The organism is Actinoplanes auranticolor (assembly GCF_018332655.1).
In the GTDB taxonomy this organism is placed as follows: domain Bacteria; phylum Actinomycetota; class Actinomycetes; order Mycobacteriales; family Micromonosporaceae; genus Actinoplanes; species Actinoplanes auranticolor.
Genome location: NZ_BOQL01000141.1, coordinates 1 through 429 on the forward strand (window position 1 = coordinate 1; position 429 = coordinate 429).

Here is a 429-nt window from a genome sequence, read left to right on the forward strand (position 1 = left end):
GTCGGCACGATCCACACCTTGTTCGCCGAACCGTTGGCGATCTGCGGCAGAGCCTGCAGGTACTGATACGCCAGCACCTTCTGGCTGGGATTGGCCTCATGAATCGCGTGGAACACCGTCCGGATCGCCTTGGCCTGACCCTCAGCGGTCAAGATCCGGGCCTGCCGGTCACCATCGGCGCGCAACACCGCCGACTGCTTGTCACCCTCAGCCGTCAAGATCTGCGACTGCTTGACCCCCTCAGCCGTCAGGATCGCCGCACGACGGTCCCGCTCAGCGCGCATCTGCTTCTCCATCGAGTCACGGATACTCGGCGGCGGCTCGATCGCCTTGATCTCGACCCGGGTCACCTTGACACCCCACCGGCCGGTGGTCTCATCCAGCACCCCCGACAGGTGCCGGTTGATCTCCTCACGACTGGTCAACGCC

1 protein-coding gene is annotated in these 429 nt (G+C 64.8%); it reads right to left on the bottom strand.

Annotated elements, in window-relative coordinates; genetic code table 11:
- Positions 1–429, bottom strand: a 429-nt coding sequence (locus Aau02nite_RS46070) for an SPFH domain-containing protein (RefSeq protein WP_212995037.1), incomplete at both ends; no start/stop codon positions are given.